General features: G+C 57.9%; 18 protein-coding genes and 1 tRNA gene. 9 read left to right on the top strand and 10 right to left on the bottom strand.

Going from position 1 to position 18,260, the window contains the following annotated elements; all coding sequences use genetic code 11:
* Window positions 1-17: 17 nt before the first annotated feature.
* From K5E80_RS03015 to nadC, 3 genes are all read left to right on the top strand, one after another.
* The gene (locus K5E80_RS03015) at window positions 18-1,490 is read left to right on the top strand and encodes an NAD(P)H-hydrate dehydratase (protein ID WP_220634767.1); all 1,473 of its coding nucleotides are present in this window, start codon (window positions 18-20) and stop codon (window positions 1,488-1,490) included.
* 274 nt (window positions 1,491-1,764) lie between these two features.
* Window positions 1,765-2,154: a CZB domain-containing protein gene (locus K5E80_RS03010; RefSeq protein WP_220634766.1), complete on the top strand. Its 390-nt coding sequence runs from the start codon at window positions 1,765-1,767 to the stop codon at window positions 2,152-2,154.
* Window positions 2,155-2,419: 265 nt separating this feature from the next.
* Window positions 2,420-3,280: a carboxylating nicotinate-nucleotide diphosphorylase gene (gene nadC / locus K5E80_RS03005; RefSeq protein WP_220634765.1), complete on the top strand. Its 861-nt coding sequence runs from the start codon at window positions 2,420-2,422 to the stop codon at window positions 3,278-3,280.
* A gap of 97 nt (window positions 3,281-3,377) precedes the next feature.
* Here the strand turns inward: nadC and ftsB are convergent, their stop codons facing one another.
* From ftsB to kdsA, 3 genes are all read right to left on the bottom strand, one after another.
* Complete coding sequence (ftsB, locus tag K5E80_RS03000) at window positions 3,378-3,656, bottom strand: cell division protein FtsB (RefSeq protein WP_220634764.1); 279 nt, start codon at window positions 3,654-3,656, stop codon at window positions 3,378-3,380.
* An 88-nt stretch (window positions 3,657-3,744) separates the two neighbouring features.
* Window positions 3,745-5,031 carry a phosphopyruvate hydratase gene (eno, locus tag K5E80_RS02995; protein ID WP_220634763.1) on the bottom strand — a complete coding sequence of 429 codons (1,287 nt, stop codon included), beginning with the start codon at window positions 5,029-5,031 and terminating at the stop codon, window positions 3,745-3,747.
* A 50-nt stretch (window positions 5,032-5,081) separates the two neighbouring features.
* Window positions 5,082-5,909: a 3-deoxy-8-phosphooctulonate synthase gene (kdsA, locus tag K5E80_RS02990; RefSeq protein ID WP_220634762.1), complete on the bottom strand. Its 828-nt coding sequence runs from the start codon at window positions 5,907-5,909 to the stop codon at window positions 5,082-5,084.
* 173 nt (window positions 5,910-6,082) lie between these two features.
* On the opposite strand from kdsA, the gene K5E80_RS02985 reads away from it, so the two are divergent.
* Window positions 6,083-7,012 carry a lysylphosphatidylglycerol synthase transmembrane domain-containing protein gene (locus tag K5E80_RS02985; protein WP_220634761.1) on the top strand — a complete coding sequence of 310 codons (930 nt, stop codon included), beginning with the start codon at window positions 6,083-6,085 and terminating at the stop codon, window positions 7,010-7,012.
* Window positions 7,013-7,497: 485 nt separating this feature from the next.
* Here the strand turns inward: K5E80_RS02985 and K5E80_RS02980 are convergent, their stop codons facing one another.
* The 3 genes from K5E80_RS02980 to ppx form a co-directional block, all read right to left on the bottom strand.
* Window positions 7,498-7,797 (bottom strand): hypothetical protein, encoded by a 300-nt coding sequence (locus K5E80_RS02980; RefSeq protein WP_220634760.1) that lies wholly within the window; start codon window positions 7,795-7,797, stop codon window positions 7,498-7,500.
* 7 nt (window positions 7,798-7,804) lie between these two features.
* Window positions 7,805-7,880 (bottom strand) — tRNA-Val (locus K5E80_RS02975).
* Between the two features lie 65 nt (window positions 7,881-7,945).
* Window positions 7,946-9,460, bottom strand: coding sequence for an exopolyphosphatase (gene ppx / locus K5E80_RS02970; protein ID WP_220634759.1), 1,515 nt, complete (start codon window positions 9,458-9,460; stop codon window positions 7,946-7,948).
* 175 nt (window positions 9,461-9,635) lie between these two features.
* Between ppx and ppk1 the strand changes: the two genes are divergently transcribed.
* Together ppk1 and K5E80_RS02960 are read left to right on the top strand one after the other, a co-directional pair.
* The gene (gene ppk1 / locus K5E80_RS02965) at window positions 9,636-11,714 is read left to right on the top strand and encodes a polyphosphate kinase 1 (protein WP_220637207.1); all 2,079 of its coding nucleotides are present in this window, start codon (window positions 9,636-9,638) and stop codon (window positions 11,712-11,714) included.
* A 48-nt stretch (window positions 11,715-11,762) separates the two neighbouring features.
* Window positions 11,763-12,233, top strand: a complete 471-nt coding sequence (locus tag K5E80_RS02960; RefSeq protein ID WP_220634758.1) for a peroxiredoxin — start codon at window positions 11,763-11,765, stop codon at window positions 12,231-12,233.
* Between the two features lie 50 nt (window positions 12,234-12,283).
* Here the strand turns inward: K5E80_RS02960 and K5E80_RS02955 are convergent, their stop codons facing one another.
* Window positions 12,284-12,685: a hypothetical protein gene (locus K5E80_RS02955; RefSeq protein WP_220634757.1), complete on the bottom strand. Its 402-nt coding sequence runs from the start codon at window positions 12,683-12,685 to the stop codon at window positions 12,284-12,286.
* Window positions 12,686-12,960: 275 nt separating this feature from the next.
* On the opposite strand from K5E80_RS02955, the gene K5E80_RS02950 reads away from it, so the two are divergent.
* The 3 genes from K5E80_RS02950 (at window position 12,961) to K5E80_RS02940 (ending at window position 16,419) form a co-directional block, all read left to right on the top strand.
* Window positions 12,961-14,376 carry an MFS transporter gene (locus K5E80_RS02950; RefSeq protein ID WP_220634756.1) on the top strand — a complete coding sequence of 472 codons (1,416 nt, stop codon included), beginning with the start codon at window positions 12,961-12,963 and terminating at the stop codon, window positions 14,374-14,376.
* A gap of 72 nt (window positions 14,377-14,448) precedes the next feature.
* Complete coding sequence (locus K5E80_RS02945; protein WP_220634755.1) at window positions 14,449-15,900, top strand: PhoH family protein; 1,452 nt, start codon at window positions 14,449-14,451, stop codon at window positions 15,898-15,900.
* A gap of 165 nt (window positions 15,901-16,065) precedes the next feature.
* On the top strand, window positions 16,066-16,419 hold the full coding sequence (locus tag K5E80_RS02940; RefSeq protein WP_220634754.1) for a carboxymuconolactone decarboxylase family protein: 354 nt from the start codon (window positions 16,066-16,068) through the stop codon (window positions 16,417-16,419).
* Between the two features lie 125 nt (window positions 16,420-16,544).
* On the opposite strand, the gene K5E80_RS02935 is transcribed toward K5E80_RS02940, so the two are convergent.
* Genes K5E80_RS02935 through K5E80_RS02925 form a run of 3 tightly spaced genes read right to left on the bottom strand, consistent with a single transcriptional unit; the run spans window position 16,545 to window position 18,026 of the window.
* Window positions 16,545-17,129 (bottom strand): response regulator, encoded by a 585-nt coding sequence (locus K5E80_RS02935; RefSeq protein WP_220634753.1) that lies wholly within the window; start codon window positions 17,127-17,129, stop codon window positions 16,545-16,547.
* Between the two features lie 44 nt (window positions 17,130-17,173).
* The gene (locus tag K5E80_RS02930) at window positions 17,174-17,593 is read right to left on the bottom strand and encodes a response regulator (protein ID WP_220634752.1); all 420 of its coding nucleotides are present in this window, start codon (window positions 17,591-17,593) and stop codon (window positions 17,174-17,176) included.
* Window positions 17,594-17,636: 43 nt separating this feature from the next.
* A complete protein-coding gene (locus K5E80_RS02925) occupies window positions 17,637-18,026 on the bottom strand; it encodes a hypothetical protein (protein ID WP_220634751.1) in 390 nt (129 codons plus the stop codon).
* Window positions 18,027-18,260: the final 234 nt, after the last annotated feature.

Genomic DNA, 18,260 nt, shown 5'->3' with positions numbered 1-18,260 from the left:
TATGGTAACGTTTCTGCATGGCTACTCAAACACTGTTGCGGTCGGAGACTTTGCGTGAAATTGAAAAAACGCATGCCATAGATCAACCGCCTTTGATGGAACGCGCCGGCAATGCCGCTGCCAAACTCGCGCTCAAGTTGCAGGCGGGTCTTTCCGGTCCGCCGTTGATACTCGCGGGGCCGGGCAACAACGGTGGCGACGCGTTGGTCGCTGCCCGCGTTCTCAAGGCGTGCGGTCTTGATCCGGTGGTCGTTTTTCTCGGGCATGCCGACAAGTTGCCGATTGATGCACGCATGGCTTGGGAACGCTGGTCGACCGCCGGCAACTGTCGCAGCGATATTCCTGCTCGCAGCTATGGCCTGGTTGTCGACGGCCTGTTTGGCATCGGTCTCGCGCGGTCGCTGACTGAACCCTGGCTCTCGCTGATCGCCCGCATCAATGCCTATCGCGGCCCGGTGCTGGCGATCGACTGCCCCTCAGGTCTCAATGCCGATACGGGCACGCTCAATCCGGTGGCAGTGCGCGCCACGCACACCATTACCTTCATCTCTCACAAACCCGGTTTGCTCACGCTGGATGGACCGGACCATTGCGGTGAGGTCACGGTTGCCGACATCGGACTGGCTGACGAGGTAAACGCACAACAAACTGCCGGCTTTATCAATAACCCCGCGCTGTTTGCCGCATCGCTGTTGCCCCGTCAGCGCAACACTCACAAAGGCACTTATGGCTCTGCCGCCATTATCGGCGGCGCGCCGACCATGGCTGGTGCCGCACTGCTGGCCGGCCGCGCCGCGCTCATGCTCGGCGCCGGCCGTGTTTTCATCGGCATGCTGGAGCGCATCGCAGTCGATCACGGTCAACCGGAACTGATGCTGAAAAGTCCGGCTGAAGCGATGACGCTTGCCACGGCGATCGGCATCGGCCCCGGCCTCGCACAATCCGATGAAGCCGCAAACCTGCTGCGTCGCTCGATTGAAACGGTGCTGCCCCTGGTGATCGATGCGGATGCGCTCAATCTGCTCGCCGCGCATCCGGTACTTGCCCGGCAAATCGCCCGGCGCAGCGCAGCTACCCTGCTCACGCCGCATCCTGCCGAAGCAGCGCGTCTGCTCGGCGGCAGTGTCGAAACCGTCCAGGCTGACCGCATCGCCAGCGCGCTCGAACTGGCGCAGCGCTTCCATGCCTGCGTGGTACTCAAGGGCTGCGGCTCGATCATCGCCACCCCCGAGGGGCGCTGGTTCATCAACACGACGGGCAATGCCGGGCTGGCAACGGCTGGCAGCGGCGATGTACTCACCGGTTTTTGCGTGGCGCTGCTGGCTCAGGGCTGGACAGTCAAAGCCGCCGCGCTGGGCGCCACATGGCTGCATGGCACGGCGGCAGACCGCCTGGTTGATGACGGCGAAGGATCAATCGGCATTGCCGCAGGCGAACTCATCGCCCCAGCGCGGCGCGTTTTCAATCGTCTTTGCGTAACCTCCGCATAGGCGTCGAGGAGCAATACCCCGCCGCTTTCACGCATCGACTCAGCCGACGACTCAATCACAAAGCATCGCACTCGCGTCTGCCAAGAGCCACAGGCCGTTCTTGTCGACTTGCTTGGTTTGTGATCATCGTCAACCAGTACTAACTTTAGTTAGTGATAAAGTTCCCCGGTTGCCAGTTTCTGTCGCTTTTTTAACCAGCAAAGTGTTCCCGCCAGTGTCACTGTGTTATGCACTGATGACCAGATTTCAGTTGCCACTTCATTAAAAGGAAACCATGATGGATCTGGATCAGGCTGTCACAAAGCATGCAGAATGGAAAATGAAATTCCGCGCGGCAATCACCAAACAGGAAACCATGGATGTCGCAACCATCTCGAAAGACAATTGTTGCGAATTAGGTAAATGGCTTCATGGTGAAGCCAAAGCAAAATACGGAAAACTCGGCAGCCACTCTGAGTGCGTAGGCAAGCATGCCACTTTCCATGTGGAAGCAGGCAAAGTCGCCATAGCGATCAACTTGAAAAAATACAAGGAAGCCTCGGCCATGCTTGATGTCGGTACACCCTATGCTGCGGCGTCAAGTGCCGTTGCGGTTGCCATCATGCACCTCAAAAAGAAACAGCCCTGTAAAGGCGCATCAATCCGGGATCGCACGATTGCCTGATTCCAGGCAGGGATAGAGCATGTACAGGGCGATGCTGCCGCAGTCGCATTCGCAGTGACAGGTGCTCAGCCGATCCTCTCCCGTATTCAGCCAACAGTCGGTAGACTGATCTGCGCGTGGCGCGGTCAGCCTGTCCTTGCCATAGACAGGCCAGCATAAAGAACAGGCTCAGCGCCAGCAACCCGCCTATGGCGTAGACAGCGTGCTCATCGTGGATTCCGCCCGCGAGTGTTAGAATTTTCAAACTACTGTCCAAAACATCAGCATGAAAATCATACAGGAACTCGCGGTACGCCTTGCCACTGAAATTGAACGCAACGTGACTCTGGCCCTGCAGGAAGACATCGGTACTGGCGATCTTACCGCCCTGCTCACGCCAGCTGGCAACCGTTCTCGAGGCACCGTCGTCTGCCGCGAAAACGCCGTGCTTGCCGGCCGTCCCTGGTTCGAATCCTGTTTTCGTCATCTCGACCCGGATACCATCATCCGCTGGAGCAGCAAGGACGGCGAATCCGTTGTTGCCGGACAGGCGTTATGCGAAATAGAAGCGAACACACGTGCCCTGCTTAGCGCCGAGCGCCCGGCGCTGAATTTCCTGCAAACGCTTTCCGCCACCGCAACCATGACACAACGTTATGTCCAGGTGGTGGCCGGCACCCACGCACATATCGTCGATACGCGCAAAACCCTGCCCGGCCTGCGCCTGGCGCAGAAATACGCCGTGCGCTGCGGCGGCGGCCACAACCACCGCCTCGGCCTTTATGATGGCATCCTGATCAAGGAAAATCACATCATCGCCGCCGGCGGCGTGACCGAAGCGCTCCAGCGCGCCCGCAACCTGAACCGCCGTGATGTCTTCATCCAGATCGAAGTCGAAAGCCTTGATCAACTCGACGAAGCCCTCGACGCCGGCGCCACGATGATCCTGCTCGACAACATGGATCTGGCGCAAATGCGCGAAGCCGTGCGCCGCAGTAAAGACCATGCCAAGCTCGAAGCCTCGGGCGGCGTCAACCTCGATACCGTACGTGCCATCGCCGAAACCGGCGTCGACCGTATTTCCATCGGCGCACTGACCAAGGATGTTCGCGCCATTGATCTCTCGCTAAGGCACAGCGAGAGTTGATGCATGGGTTTGTCATCCCACGGGGATTTCCGTTGGTCATTCCCACGCAAGCGGGCCAGTGGCTTGTCTACGCTTACCAGGGTGAGTCCCGGCTTTCTCAAGGCTGTTTCTGCGGCACCTGAACGAACACTTCCCCTTCCTTCACTAACCCAAGCTCATACCGCGCGCGCTCCTCAATAGCGTCATACCCCGACTTCAGGTCGCGCACTTCGGCATCGAGCGCGGCATTGCGCTGTTCCAGCTTCTGGTTAACATCGCGTTGCGCGGCGACCTGGCGGTCCATGTCCCACACCCGGTACCAGCCCCCCTTGCCGAACCACAATGGGTATTGCAGCAGCAGAATCAGGATAGCCAGCACCAGCGTGGACCAGCGCATTTACATAACGGCCGTGTCAGCGGCCCACAACGTTCTCCGCTCCCTTGGCGGGAGAGGGGCTAGAGGGGAGAAGGGGAAAAGTGCCAAATCACTTCCGGAGGTTGTAAAACGTTTCACGACCTGGGTAGGTGACGGAATCGCCAAGGTCTTCTTCAATGCGCAACAACTGGTTGTACTTGGCAATACGGTCGGAGCGGCTGATCGAACCGGTCTTGATCTGGCCGGCGTTGAGGCCGACGGCGATGTCGGCGATGGTCGAATCCTCGGTTTCACCGGAACGGTGCGAGATTACGTTGGTATAGCCGGCACGCTTCGCCATCTCGACTGTGGCAAAGGTTTCAGTCAGCGTGCCAATCTGGTTCACCTTGATCAGGATCGAGTTTGCGACACCTTCATCGATGCCGCGCTTGAGAATTTTGGGGTTGGTAACGAAGACGTCGTCGCCAACGATCTGCACTTTCTTGCCGAGCTTGTCGGTGAGCAGCTTCCAGCCCGGCCAGTCACCTTCTGCCATGCCGTCTTCAATACTGACGATAGGGTATTTGCCAGACAGCGTCGCCAGGTAGTCGGTGAAGCCCTGCGGACTCAATTCGAGCTTCTCCGAGGCCAGTACATACTTGCCGTCCTTGTAAAACTCCGAGGCGGCGCAGTCGAGCGCGAGCAGCACATCCTGGCCCGGCGTATAGCCAGCGGCTTCGACGGCTCGGAGGATCAACTCGATGGCTTCATCGTTGCCGGCGACATTGGGCGCAAAACCGCCTTCGTCGCCGACGGTGGTAGGGTAGCCCTTCTTGTCCACCAGTTTCTTGAGGTGATGAAATACCTCGGCGCCGCAACGCAGCGCTTCACGGAAGCTTTGCGCGCCGACCGGCAGAATCATGAATTCCTGAATGTCGAGATTGTTATTGGCATGGGCGCCGCCGTTGATGACGTTCATCATCGGCACCGGCATCTGCATCGGGCCGGAGCCACCGAAGTAGCGATACAGCGGCAGACCGGATTCCTCGGCGGCGGCCTTGGCGACGGCCATCGATACGGCCAGCGTGGCATTGGCGCCGAGGCGCGATTTGTTCTCGGTGTCGTCGAGTTCGATCAGGGCGCGATCGATGAAGGCCTGCTCTTCGGCATCGAGGCCGATGATGGTCTCGGAAATTTCGGTATTGACATTTTCGACGGCACGCAGCACACCCTTGCCGAGGTAGCGCTTGGCATCGCCGTCGCGCAGTTCGATCGCTTCGCGCGAACCGGTAGAGGCGCCTGAAGGCACGGCGGCACGGCCCATGACACCGGATTCGAGCAGGACGTCAGCTTCGACGGTGGGGTTGCCGCGAGAGTCAAGTATTTCGCGGGCGATGACATCGACAATTGCACTCATGATTGAACCTTTACGAGGAAATATGGATGGATAGGAATTGGGGGGTGGAATTATATGACGCCATGCTGTTTCACCAGTGCGTCGATGTTCTTGAGCGTTTTGAGCAGCGCGCCAAGCTGACCGAGCGGCCAGGCATTGGGACCGTCCGACAGCGCCCTGGCCGGATCGGGATGGGTTTCCATGAACAGGCCGGCGATGCCGACGGCAACCGCCGCACGCGCCAGCACGGGCACGAATTCGCGCTGACCGCCCGAGGTTGCACCCTGCCCGCCCGGCAACTGCACCGAGTGCGTGGCGTCGAACACGACCGGGCAATTCGTCTCGCGCATGATGGCGAGCGAACGCATGTCGGAGACGAGATTGTTGTAGCCGAACGACGCGCCGCGTTCGCAGACCATGATGGTATCCGCGCCGCCATTGGCTTCGTGCGCCTTGGCAACGACGTGCTTCATGTCGCCCGGAGCGAGAAACTGGCCCTTCTTGATGTTGACCGGTTTGCCCGAGGCCGCGCAGGCCTGGATGAAATCGGTCTGGCGGCAGAGAAAGGCCGGAGTCTGCAGCACATCAACCACGGCGGCAACCGTGCTCACTTCCTGCGCGGTATGAACGTCGGTCAGCACCGGGACGCCGATCTGTTTTTTCACCTCGGCGAGAATGGCGAGCCCCTGCTCCATGCCGAATCCACGGAAAGAAGATGATGAACTGCGGTTGGCCTTATCGTAGGACGACTTGTAGATGAATGGTATGCCGAGGCTGGCGCAGATTTCCTTGAGTTGGCCGGCGGTGTCGAGCGCGAGCTGGCGCGACTCGATGACGCAGGGCCCGGCGATGAGAAAAAACGGGCGATCAAGACCGACTTCAAAGCCACACAGATTCACGCGATCGGGTCCTCGTTGTTGGCGTCTGACGGGTACAGATGCACCCGGTTCGGGAGCGCCAAAAGATTCTACAATTGTACCGCAGCGTGCCTGCCGGGCACATGCCCGTCGCCCCTGTTGGCGCAGCAGGTAGAATCGGCGGCACTCGCTTTTGCCCCAACCATGCCTTCCGCGTGAACGTCCGCTCCCTGTTCAGACTTGTCGCCAGCATAGTGCTGTTTGCACTCGTGCTGTGGTTCATCGGCCCGGCGCGGGTGCTGGCAAGTTTTACGCAGGCCGACTCCGGATGGCTGGCCGCCGGCTTCGCGGCATCCCTGTGCGCCAGCCTGCTCTCTGCCCTGCGCTGGCATGCGCTCGCCGCATGGCTGGGTGTGCATGCGCCGCGGCGCGAAATGATCCTCGCCTACTGGCGCGGTGTCATGGCCAACACGGTGCTGCCGGGGGCCACGTTGGGCGGCGATACCCTGCGCGCGCTGCATCTGCAAAATCTCGGTCACCCGATTGCACGAACAGCAGCGAGCGTGCTGCTCGACCGGCTCTCCGGCCTCTGGGTGCTGGTCGCGCTGTCGTTGTCAATGACGGCTGTCGCACAGGCGCTCGGGCTGCTGTCAGCAGCGGTACTGAGCACGCCACCCATATTTGCCGCCGCCTTGACCGTGCTGACGATTATCGCCCCCTTGCTGATCTGGTCGCTGTCAATGGCGCTCAAGGGGCTTCTGCCCGGCCGCGCCATCGCGTTACTTGATGCCTTGCACGCACGGCCCAATCCCTTGCAGCAATATTTCGTGCAGATACTCTGGTCGGGCGGCGTGCAGCTGTTTTCAATTGCCGCCTTCGCCTTCGGCGGATATGGATTAGGACTTGATCTGGTGTGGTGGCAGTTCGTCATCGCCGCCGGACCGATTTTTGTATTCGCCGCAATGCCGGTTGGCATCGGCGGTTGGGGCACGCGCGAAGCTGCTTCGGCGCTGATGCTCGGAGCCTTCGGCGCGACGCAAGAAACGGCAGTCGCCTGCGCGATACTTTACGGACTGTTCACTACCCTGCAGGGTCTGCTTGGCGCATTATCGTTGCTGCATGCAAAAGGCGCTGAGGGGCTCTGATCTTAGTGCAACAGACACGGTTACACGGCATAAGCTAGGTTATTACGCTTACGATGTTGCGGTGCAAATTGTAGAAATAATCTACACATTGCTGTCGATCAGCAAAAAAAACGCAACCTGTTAAGGTTGCGTGGAGTTCGTCCCGTTGCGGGACGAGGAGGAGGCAGTGATGCACCCAACATCAGTCGCCGAAGGCGCATATTCAAAAATGCATTTTAATGATTTTGCATTTAGAATGCTGTGATGTAGATCACAAATAGCTCAATTATTTTAAATATCTTGGCTTCGCCGATCGGCAACAAGTGCCACTCAGGGTTCAGCTTCGGACCAAGCGCAACTTAATCGTTGTGATTATCTAACCGACTTTTTTTCTGATACCCTCAGGTTCTGTTACAAAACCAAACAATTTAGTCAACTATTACTTGTTCGCCAGCGGTAGGATGCGCACATGCTTAGTTCATTCAATACCCCAACGGTGAACTTGGCTAGGGCCGGGTAGGCTCTCCCCCTTCCTGCTCGGCCCGTTTTCTCTGCATCATTTTCTTTCTCTCATGCAGGAATTCAGCACGATTGTAGGCCGCCTGCATTTCGTCCCCTTCCGCGTGGTAGACCAATTGCCACTCGATAACATCATGGCGGCAACCCTGTCCATTGAGCAAGGTATTTTCTGAGATGGGACGCTCCCCTGCTGTGGTACTTGACGGGAAAATACCAGACGGCCATGCCGCGTGATTGCTTAGCCAGGCCTGAAAAATTGAAAAGCCACTACAGAAGCGGCTTTTCAATGGATTTTGGTGGGCACTGACGGGCTCGAACCGCCGACATCCTCCGTGTAAAGGAGGCGCTCTACCAACTGAGCTAAGCGCCCGATCATCGCCGCATGGCTACATACGGCCGATCGATCGATGAGGCGCGAATTTTACCATCGGCCGTTTAATTGGATCGTGTTTTTGCAGCACTGGCTGCGGCGCGTTCCTTGATTCGCAGCGAGATGCCCAAGGCTTCCCACTGTTGCTGCTCTTCTGTCAAAGCGGCCGCCGTGAGCGGTGACTCGTCAAGCCAGCCAGCGTCAAACACCAACTGAAAACCGCGACCGCTCCTGCTGGCTTCGACGACGGGCTGCTGATCATCATTGCGAGAGCGGTGTAATAGCGCCGCAATGCGCAGGCAGAAAACCAGCAACCACTCTTCGGTCTCCTGCATCACGTCTTGCAAACGCTCCAGCTTGCCGCGATGACCGAGTACCAAACGCGACAGCCGCGCCTGATCGCGTCTGGAAAAACCAGGCATGTCGGCATTGGCGAGAATGTAGGCGCTGTGCTTGTGGTAGCTGGTGTGGGCAACGGAAATTCCAATCTCATGCAGGCACGATGCCCAGAGCAATACCTGCGAATCGGGATCATCCTGCGTTGCGTCGACGGGCAGCATTTGCTCTAGCAAAGCTGCGGCGGTTTGCGCAACACGCGCGGCCTGACGCCGGTCGATGCCATAGCGCTGCATGAACTGTTCGACAGTCGCCTCGCGCAGGTCTTCATGGTGATAGCGCCCGAGCAGGTCGTAGAGTACGCCGAGACGCAGTGCGCCATCGGAGAACGCCATGTGTTCGAGCTCGAACTCGCGAAACACGGCGGACATGATGGCGATGCCGCCGGCCAGCACCGGAATTCGGTCCGGGCGCATCCCCTCCAGCGTCAAGTTCCCCGCATTGCCCGCGACAAGCAGCAGGCTGCGCAAATGATCGAGTCCCTCACACGTAATGCCGCTTTCGGAAAATCCGTTCAACTCAAGCAGGTCACAGATGGCCTTGGCTGAGCCGGAGGAACCGACCGCCTGTTCCCAGCCGGTGTCGCGATAAGTCTGCCCGATGGATTGCAGTTCGCGGCGCGCGGCAAGTTCGGCTTCCTTCATCTGGCGCTTGTCAACATTGCCTTCAGGAAAGAAGCGCAAGGTGTAGCTGACACAGCCCATGTAAAGTGATTCCAGTTGAGTGGGCTGAAAGCTGCTTCCGATAATGAATTCCGTGGAACCGCCGCCGATATCAACAACAAGGCTTTGCCGTCGGGGATTGGGCAGGCTGTGCGCGACGCCGAGGTAGATCAGGCGCGCTTCCTCGCGCCCGGCGATGACTTCAATCGGGAAACCAAGCGCCTCTTCCGCGCGGAGCAAAAACTGCGTGGCATTTTTGGCTACGCGCAGCGTATTGGTGGCTACAGCGCGCACCGCGCCGGGCGCAAAGCCGCGCAGGCGTTCGCCATAGCGGGCAATGGCCTCAAGGCCGCGCGTCTGGGAAGCGGCATCGAGTTGTTTGTCATCCTTGAGGCCGGCGGCAAGACGAACCGGATCCTTGAGCGAATCAAGTGGATATATCTGGTTGCCGACAATTCGACCGACCTGCAGCCGGAAGCTGTTGGAACCCAGGTCAACGGCGGCGATCAGATCGTAGGCCATGTAGGCGGCAGGCACGCAAGCGGAATATATCGAAAACGTTACAATTCTAGCATCCGGGAAATGGCCGGCTGTGCCAATTACTTACGATAACGCACCTTTCGCTGTCATCATTTTGCAACCTGAGTGAAAGAAAATGAAAACCCTCCCGCAGTTGTCCGACAAAAAGCAAAAACTGATGAGTGTTCCCGGCGCTATCGCCTCCGCTACAAAACGCCCCTTCATCAATCGCGAACTTTCGCTGCTCACTTTCAATCGCCGCGTATTGGCTCAGGCCGCCGACGAAAATGTGCCGTTGCTGGAACGGTTGCGTTTTCTCTGCATCGTGTCGAGCAATCTCGATGAGTTTTTCGAGATTCGCGTCGCTGGCCTGAAGGAACAGATCAAGCTTGACAGCCGCATCACCGACAACGACGGACTCGAGCCAAAGGAAGTATTGCGCCGCGTAGCATTACAGGCTCAGGCCCTGATCGCAGAACAATACGCACTGCTGAACGACAACATTCTGCCCGCGCTGCGCAAGGAAGGCGTAGTGTTTTTCCATCGCGGCGAATGGACGCCGGAACAGCAGAAGTGGATTCACGCTTTTTTTGTCAGGGAAGTAATGCCGGTGCTGACGCCGATCGGGCTCGACCCGGCACATCCTTTTCCGCGGGTGCTTAATAAAAGCCTCAACTTCGCCATCGAGCTTGAGGGCAAGGATGCATTCGGCCGCAGCGGCGCGGCGGCCATCGTACAGGCGCCGCGTTCCTTGCCGCGCGTGATCCGACTGCCTGGAGAACTCAGTGGCGTAGCCCACGGTTTTGCCTTCCTCTCGTCGATCATGCACCAACATGTGAACAAGCTGTTCGCGGGTATGAATGTCGTCGGCTGCTACCCATTTCGTGCCACGCGCAATTCCGACCTGTTCGTCGATGACGAGGAAATCAAAAATCTGCGCATTGCATTACAGGGTGAACTGCCGCAACGCCATCTCGGCGATGCTGTACGTCTTGAGGTGGCGGAGAGTTGTCCGGATGTCATGGCCAACTTCCTGCTCACGCAGTTCGGGCTTGGCCGGGAGGATCTGTATCGCACACCGGGTATCGTCAATCTGGTACGCCTGTTCTCGGTGCCCGACCAGATCGATCTGCCGCGCCTGAAATACCCCCAGTTCGTGCCAGCCATGCCCAAGGTGATGACCAAGCGCGCCGATATCTTCTCCTGCATCCGCAAGCAGGAAATTCTGCTCCACCACCCTTTCCAATCCTTCACGCCGGTGATCAACCTGCTGCAGCAGGCGGCGGACGATCCCGACGTGGTCGGCATCAAGATGACGGTCTATCGCACCGGTACCGACTCGGTATTGATGGAACATCTGCTGCGCGCGGCGCAGAAGGGAAAAGAAGTCACGGTCGTTATCGAACTCATGGCGCGCTTCGACGAAGAGGCCAATCTCGATATCGCCAATCGTCTCGAAGAAGTTGGCGCACATGTAGTGTATGGCGTGTTCGGCTACAAGACCCACGCCAAGATGGTAATGGTGTTACGCAAGGAAGACGGCAAGTTCCGCCGCTATGTGCATCTCGGCACCGGCAACTACCATCAGCGCACGACGCGCCTCTATACCGATTTCGGCCTCATGACCTGCAACCCCGACATCGGCGAAGACGTGAATGAAGTCTTCAAACAATTAACGGGTCTGGGCAAGGCCGGTGCCCTGCACCATCTGTGGCAGGCGCCGTTCTCGCTGCAGGCCAACACGCTCGCCGCCATCCATGCCGAGACCGCCCTGGCCAAGGCGGGGAAACCGGCGCGCATCATCGCCAAGATGAATGCCCTGCTCGAACGCCAGGTGATCGAAGCGCTCTACGAAGCCTCGCAAGCTGGCGTCAGCATTGATCTCATCATCCGCGGCATGTGCGCCCTGCGTCCGGGAATCAAGGGCCTGTCGGAAAATATCCGGGTGCGCTCTATCGTCGGCCGCTTTCTCGAACATAGCCGCATTTTCTATTTTCATGCCGATGGCAATGAAAACATCTACCTGTCCAGCGCCGACTGGATGGAGCGCAATTTCTTCCGTCGCATCGAGGTTGCGTTCCCGATTCTCGACCCCAAGCTCAAGCGCCGCGTGATTAAGGAAGGCCTGCAACCCTATCTCGCCGACAACAGCAATTCCTGGGAAATGGACAGCGACGGCGGCTACCGTCTCCAGGCGAAACGGCGCCCACGCAACTGCGCACAGGAAATCCTGCTTGCCGACCTCAGCAGCAGTTGATGACGGCCTGCCGGGCGCGTTGCTTCATTTTTGCGCAAAGGAAAAATCATGTCTGACAAAAGGGTTGCCAACTTCACCGCATTAGCCACCAGCACCGCCCCGGGCGGCCAATCGATCTCGCTCGCCAGCCTCAAAGGCAGGAAAATCGTGCTGTACTTCTACCCCAAGGACAGCACACCAGGCTGCACCACCGAAGCCCAGCAGTTCCGCGACCTGCACGCGGAATTCGTCAAGGCCGGCGCGGTGATACTCGGCGTTTCGCGCGACAGTATCAAGTCGCATGAAAACTTCAAGGCCAAAATGGGTCTGCCTTTCGATCTGCTGTCGGATACCGACGAAGCGCTATGCACCCAGTTTGGCGTGATCAAAATGAAGAACATGTACGGCAAGCAAGTCAGGGGGATTGAGCGGTCCACGTTCCTGATAGATAAAAACGGAGTGATTGTCTGCGAATGGCGCGGGCTCAAGGCCGATGGACATGCCAGTGAGGTGCTGCAAGCGGTACTCGAACTTTCCTGAAACAAGGATTCTTTCGGGCGCGGCGCGAGGCGTGCTGTAAATCGCTCGATTTATTCCGTACTCGTAGCCTTGCCCTTCTTATCCACGATAATCGTTAAGAAAGGTTGAATGGTACTTTTACCCTTCATCGCCACAATGCTCGCTCCGCGATTGTTCCCGGCACGATACGAAGACATGTAGATATAGCCGGCGCGTGTTAATTGCTCGATAAGCAGACTTTCGTTATCCGGCGAAAAATTGCCATCAAGCCTTGTCACTGATGTGCTATTCCGTACTGTGGTGGCGTAGGTATCCCGGTCTTCTTCAACGATGTCGTTCGCAGCAAAAATCCTGCTTGTAGCCTCCGAAGTAGAGGCTTTCCCATTTTGTTGGTTACTTGTAACCTGGCTGCTCCAGGCATAAACAAGAATTGCCAATAACAATATTGCTACCGCACTCAATCTGAGCATCATTAGAAACCAGGCGATCTAATTCGTAAACATGCAGGTTCGCAATTTTACTGTAGAAGAGAGACACGGATTCAGTGCAGCAACTGTTGGAAGAAATAGACAATAGAGATCATCAAGAAAGATGGACAATCGCCTTTGCGCAAACTTCTCGTGCACGCGGGAGGCTAGCGATAGCATAATCCGAAAGCTGACAACATTTCGAGCGTCCCCTTGCCCCAAATTTGTAATCCTGCGTTTCCTTCGTCAATCGAGATGAACCGGCACTGCAGGTGCTCGCGATGACTCTCTTGCCTGATGCTCCCAGCGTCGAGTCATTGCGCGCAAAACTGGGCAAATCTTATGCGTGGGTAGTATTGCTGGTCATCTCCGGCGGCGGCATCGCCTCGGTACTGACCTCGACCAGTTTCACGGTGGCGATACCGGCCGTGATGCGCGAATTCGGCGTCGGCCACGATGTGGTGCAACTCGGCATGAGCGCCTACGTGGCGGCAATGACCATTGCCATGCTGCCGGCGGTGTGGATGTTCGAGCGCTTCGGCATGCGCCGCTGCTTCCTGGCTTCGATGAGCTTCATGCTGGTCGTCAGCGCCATCGGATCGTTCAGTACGTCCTTCGGCTTCATGGTCGCCATCCGCATGGCACAGGGCGCCGCAGCCGGGATGATGGTGCCTATGGGCCCCATCATCGTGATGCGTCTGTTCCCGCCGGAACTGCAAGGGCGCGCCTGGGGAGTGATCGGTTTTGCCGTGGTGCTGGCGCCGACGGTGGCACCGGCGATGGGCGGCTTTCTCGTCGATGCCCACGGCTGGCAGTCGATTTTCTGGATCAATATTCCATTCTGCATCATCGTCCTGATTGTCGCGTATTTCCTGCTGCCGCTGACAGCCCCGCGCACCGAACGCGGCCCCGACTGGCGTGGCCTTGTCCTGCTGGGCACCGCTTCGCTCGCCGTCATCGTCGCCGCGACCCTGCTGCACAAAGCCGGCCCCCTGTCGTGGCAGGTGTTGTCGAGCGCGGGATTGAGCGTGCTGGCCGTCGGATGTTTCCGGTTACATGCACGGCGCATCGAGCACCCCATCATTTCGCTCGGCATTTTCCGCTACCGCCGCGTCGTCATGGGTGCGATCGTTGCATTCGCCTATGGCGTAGGAATGTACGGCTCGACCTATCTGGTGCCGCTGTTTCTGCAAAGCGTACTCGGCTATTCAGCCACCGATGCCGGACTGGCGCTGCTCCCCGCCGGACTGGTTCAGGCCATCATGATGCTGGTCGGCGGCTGGTGGGTCGATCACGGTTCGCCACGCCTGATCTGCGCCTTCGGCTTGATCCTGTTCGGCGCGGCGTTCCTCGCGTTATGGATATTTGCATCCTCGATCAATTACCACGCTGTCGTCATTGCCACCGGGGTCAGCCGTATCGGTCTCGGCGTATTGTTGCCGGCGATCAACCTTGGCGCCTTGCGCGGTTTGAAAAGCAGCGTCATGGGCCAGGCCACGGTGTTCCTGCAATACCTGCGTCAGCTCGGCGGCATGCTCGGCGTGGCGAGCATCGCCGTATATGTCGAATGGCGCAGCCATCAACTGGCGCCGGCAGGTGATGCGACCCTGACGGCTTTTGCCGAGGGTTTTCTGATGATTGCCATTGCCTTCGGCATCTCGGTCTTTGCTGCCAGCAACATGCGCGAGGACTCGTGACTGGCAACTATGGTACAAATCGCACTGACAACAGTGAAGCAACCCTGCCGCCCCTGACCTTTTGGAGTATTGATGAACGCAAAGCGCCACACCAAGTCCAGCGACCGCAACAACAGCGCCACCAAGCTCTTCGTGCTCGATACCAACGTTCTCATGCACGACCCGACCAGCCTGTTTCGCTTCGAGGAGCACGATATCTTCATACCAATGAAGACGCTCGAAGAACTCGATGACAACAAGAAAGGCATGTCGGAAGTCGCGCGCAATGCGCGCCAGGCCAGTCGCATGCTTGATGAAATCGTCAGCGGCGGCGAGGACGGCATTGCCGCCGGCATCGATTTGCTGAAACCATCGCACGAACTGGCCAGCGGCCGCCTGTTCCTGCAGACCGAAGCCATGAATGGCACGCTGCCGGACTCCCTGCCCACTTCGCGCGCCGACAACCAGATCCTCGCCGTGGTGATGTTCCTGCAGGGCAAATTCGCCAAGCGGCCGGTGATCCTGGTGTCGAAAGACATCAACATGCGCATCAAGGCGCGTGCGCTGGGTCTCGCGGCACAGGACTACTTCAACGACAAGGTGCTCGAAGACACCGATCTGCTCTATACCGGATCACTGGCGCTGCCTGCAGATTTCTGGGAGACCCACGGCCAGAACATGAAGTCATGGAAGCAGGACAACAAGACGCTGTACCAGATACAGGGGCCGCTGGTGCCAAGTCTGCTGGTCAACCAGTTTGTTTATCTCGATGCCGACAAGGAGCGCCCTTTCCTCGCCAATGTGCGCGCACGCGACGGCAAGACCGCAGTGTTGTCCACCTTGGTTGATTACAGCCATCACAAGAACGCCGTGTGGGGCATCACCGCGCGCAACCGTGAACAGAATTTCGCGCTCAACCTGCTGATGGATCCGGACATCGACTTCGTCACCCTGCTCGGCCAGGCCGGCACCGGCAAAACGCTGCTTACGCTCGCTGCAAGCCTGACGCAGACGCTGGAAACGAAGCGCTTTTCCGAGATCATCATCACCCGCGTCACCGTGCCGGTGGGCGAAGACATCGGCTTCCTGCCCGGCACCGAAGAGGAAAAGATGACACCGTGGATGGGCGCCCTCGAAGACAACCTCGACGTGCTCAACAAGCCGGCCGACGAACCCGGCCAGGGCGGTGCCTACGGCGGCGACTGGGGCCGCGCCGCGACCATGGACCTGATCCGCAGCCGCATCAAGGTCAAATCGCTCAACTTCATGCGCGGCCGCACCTTCATCAACAAGTTCCTGATCATCGACGAGGCACAGAACCTGACGCCGAAGCAGATGAAGACGCTGATCACGCGCGCCGGTCCCGGCACCAAGGTGGTCTGTCTCGGCAACATCTCGCAGATCGATACGCCCTACCTCACCGAGGGCAGTTCGGGCCTGACCTACGTCGTTGACCGCTTCAAGGACTGGCCCCACAGCGGCCACATCACCCTGCAACGCGGCGAACGCTCACGTCTGGCCGATCACGCCGGCGAAGTGCTGTAAGCATCAAGCCTGCAGATTCGTTACGGATTTGCAGGCCTGGCTTTCACGGGAAGTTGGACCGCTCTCAGTCCAGACCGTAATGGGATCGACCATAAGCAGCCAAAGGATATGCCATACTGTTCAAACGTATCCTCATCAGAAGTAAATTCATACAAGGAGACAATCATGGCAAAAAAGAACGAGCCAAGTGCATATTTACAGCTCAAGAAAAAATATCCGGAATACTTGTGCGCCGTTGAGGCATTAGGACTAGCAATACAACAAGCTGGTCCGCTCGGAGAAGCAGTCACGCATCTGGTTCAGTTAGGTGCGGCAGCGGCTATCCGCTCCGAAGGTGCAGTACACAGCCATGTAAGGCGGGCGCTGGAGGCAGGCGTCAGTTCACAGGAAATTCACCATGCCCTGCTTTCAGTAACAAGCACCATAGGTTTTCCTAACGTTGTGGCGGCATTGAGCTGGGCAGATGATGTAATAGGCAATGAGAAATCTGGCAAGAAACGTTCTGGCAAAAAGAAGTAGCACGAGTCGCCTCGTGTTTGACAGTTGCGGAAATTGAATCTCCTTCAAAGCTGGGGATCAACATCGATCCGTCACGGGTGCGCACAGAGGCCGCAGCCTTTGACGGCGCACCCCGGGACTAAACACTAGCCCTTCTTCTTCCCCTTCATGGCGATCCAGGCAATCGCGCCGATTGCCACGAAAGGCATCGCCAAGGCATAAGCGAGGCCGATGATCGGGGCGACAAGGAACAACGCGAGATTCTTGATCCGGCTCTCTTTCACCGGTGCCGCCGTCGCTGCGGGCGCTGTGACGGCTTCGCTGGCAACCGCTTCCGTCATGGGTTCGGCGGCCGGCTGGCGATGCTCTTCCAATGCCTTGCTGGCACTGCGCTCGATCATTTCCGGCGACAACGGCTTGTTCAGGAAGCCTGATACGCCGGCTGCCTTTGCCCTGGATTGATTCTCCAGGGAGCTGTAACCCGTGACGATCACGACTGGCAACCAGGGCTGACTGGCCTTGATCCGTTCCGCGACTTCAATGCCGCTGATGCCGGGCATCTTGATGTCGGTAAACACCACATCGTAGGTCTCGTTTTTGAGTTTCTGCAGCGCATCCTCGCCGCTCTGGGCGTTGATGACCGCAAAGCCCTTGGCGGTTAGAACTCGATCGATACTTTTTGCGACGACAGGGTCGTCATCGACAACCAGGATTCTGGGTAGCTTGTTCACGATAATCTCCTTGAGAGAATTGGACGTTGTTTTTTCCATGGTAACTAATGTATGGCAGTGCTCTGACTCTGCGCCTCACAGTGCAATGCCCACTTCTTGTGCGTCATTGCGCGGTTGGTTGCCTGGATGATGTCGTCCGGGCCGACCGGCTTGGCGAGATAGTCGTAGGCACCCAGAGCCACCGCCTCCTTGGCGGATTCAATGCTGGGATTACCGGTGATCACGACGACTTCGATCTCGGGCCACTGCGTCTTGATCGCCTTGAGGACGGCCATGCCATCCATTTCCGGCATGCGCATATCGAGCAAGACGACATCAACCGCGCGTTGCTTCATCGCCTGCAAGGCATCCTTGCCATTCCAGGCTACTTCGACATTGCAGTTGCCGCCAGCCAAAATCCTGGCGTAACTGCGGTGAATGATTTCTTCGTCATCAACCACCAGGACTTTGGTTTTCTCGCTCATGTTGGCCACCTGTTGCGTGCTGTTTGTCTGACAACCAATCTGTTCAACGATGTGCAACAGCCTTGATTCCGACCCAAGCCAAGGCACCGAGTCCGACGAAGGGACCGACAACGACTGTGGCCAAACCGATGAATGGAGCAGCGACGGTCAGCGCAATGAATTTGGTCGCTGGAACCTTCACGGCAAGCGCCTTGGCACCGAACCAGGCGATCATGCCCAAGGCCACGAAGGGCATGGCAACCGCGTAGGCTAGCGCGATGAACGGGGCGGCGAGGAAGAGAGCGATGTTCTTTGCCTTGTTTTCGCGACGAACTGCGGCGGCAGCGTGTTCTTCGGGGGTGATCGGCACTGCGATCCAGCGCTCGGTCTTCTCAACCGGTGCAACCGCTTGAACTTCGACTTCGGAAACTTCGTATTTACGTAGGGCGCTCATGATGTTCTCCTTTGACACGTTTGATAATCAGGACTTGCTCGATCGTCTATACGCATCAGCTGTGCCAGGATGCCGCAGAGCGTCAATTAATTCATATTAATCAATATGATATTGAGACATTCCATCGAATCGATAGGGAGGCTGTGCCGCCAGTCAAGCGCGGCGAAGTACAAAAAACTTATGCGGCTGGGTCCGGCATATCTATGGATGTCTCTTAATATCAATCACTTGCAA

It is taken from the genome of Georgfuchsia toluolica, assembly GCF_907163265.1.
Classification (GTDB): Bacteria; Pseudomonadota; Gammaproteobacteria; order Burkholderiales; family Rhodocyclaceae; genus Georgfuchsia; species Georgfuchsia toluolica.
Note: the sequence above shows the minus strand (reverse complement) of the source record. Positions and strands in the feature narration are given on the sequence as shown.

Coding starts and splice junctions, on each gene's coding strand:
- K5E80_RS02960 (WP_220634758.1), top strand. CDS start 11,763: ATGTCTGACAAAAGGGTTGCCAACTTCACCGCATTAGCCACCAGCACC.
- K5E80_RS02950 (WP_220634756.1), top strand. CDS start 12,961: ATGACTCTCTTGCCTGATGCTCCCAGCGTCGAGTCATTGCGCGCAAAA.
- eno (WP_220634763.1), bottom strand. CDS start 5,031: ATGAGTGCAATTGTCGATGTCATCGCCCGCGAAATACTTGACTCTCGC.
- K5E80_RS02955 (WP_220634757.1), bottom strand. CDS start 12,685: ATGATGCTCAGATTGAGTGCGGTAGCAATATTGTTATTGGCAATTCTT.
- K5E80_RS02945 (WP_220634755.1), top strand. CDS start 14,449: ATGAACGCAAAGCGCCACACCAAGTCCAGCGACCGCAACAACAGCGCC.
- K5E80_RS02940 (WP_220634754.1), top strand. CDS start 16,066: ATGGCAAAAAAGAACGAGCCAAGTGCATATTTACAGCTCAAGAAAAAA.
- nadC (WP_220634765.1), top strand. CDS start 2,420: ATGAAAATCATACAGGAACTCGCGGTACGCCTTGCCACTGAAATTGAA.
- ppk1 (WP_220637207.1), top strand. CDS start 9,636: ATGAGTGTTCCCGGCGCTATCGCCTCCGCTACAAAACGCCCCTTCATC.
- K5E80_RS03015 (WP_220634767.1), top strand. CDS start 18: ATGGCTACTCAAACACTGTTGCGGTCGGAGACTTTGCGTGAAATTGAA.
- K5E80_RS02930 (WP_220634752.1), bottom strand. CDS start 17,593: ATGAGCGAGAAAACCAAAGTCCTGGTGGTTGATGACGAAGAAATCATT.
- ftsB (WP_220634764.1), bottom strand. CDS start 3,656: ATGCGCTGGTCCACGCTGGTGCTGGCTATCCTGATTCTGCTGCTGCAA.
- ppx (WP_220634759.1), bottom strand. CDS start 9,460: ATGGCCTACGATCTGATCGCCGCCGTTGACCTGGGTTCCAACAGCTTC.
- K5E80_RS03010 (WP_220634766.1), top strand. CDS start 1,765: ATGATGGATCTGGATCAGGCTGTCACAAAGCATGCAGAATGGAAAATG.
- K5E80_RS02925 (WP_220634751.1), bottom strand. CDS start 18,026: ATGAGCGCCCTACGTAAATACGAAGTTTCCGAAGTCGAAGTTCAAGCG.